General features: G+C 50.8%; 1 protein-coding gene. It reads right to left on the bottom strand.

Annotation, left to right across the window (positions count from 1 at the left end; all coding sequences use genetic code 11):
- Positions 1 to 264: HEAT repeat domain-containing protein (locus V7K42_RS17590; protein ID WP_334918245.1), on the bottom strand; the 264-nt coding region annotated here is incomplete at both ends.

The raw sequence follows: 264 nt of genomic DNA, 5'->3' as shown, positions 1-264 counted from the left end.
GGTTTTGGTGTCGGGGTCATCTTTGAAGTTCTGGGCTAATGCTTGGACTGCTGCATATCGCACATCCCTGTCATCATCCTGGGTAGCGCGTTCTTTGAGGATGGTTTTGGTGTCGGGGTCATCTTTGAAGTTCTGGGCTAATGCTTGGACTGCTGCATATCGCACATCCCTGTCATCATCCTGGGTAGCGCGTTCTTTGAGGATGGTTTTGGTGTCGGGGTCATCTTTGAAGTTCTGGGCTAATGCTTGGACTGCTGCATATCG

Origin of the sequence: Nostoc sp. (assembly GCF_036917455.1) — a bacterium.
Lineage (GTDB): Bacteria > Cyanobacteriota > Cyanobacteriia > Cyanobacteriales > Nostocaceae > Nostoc.
Note: the sequence above shows the minus strand (reverse complement) of the source record. Positions and strands in the feature narration are given on the sequence as shown.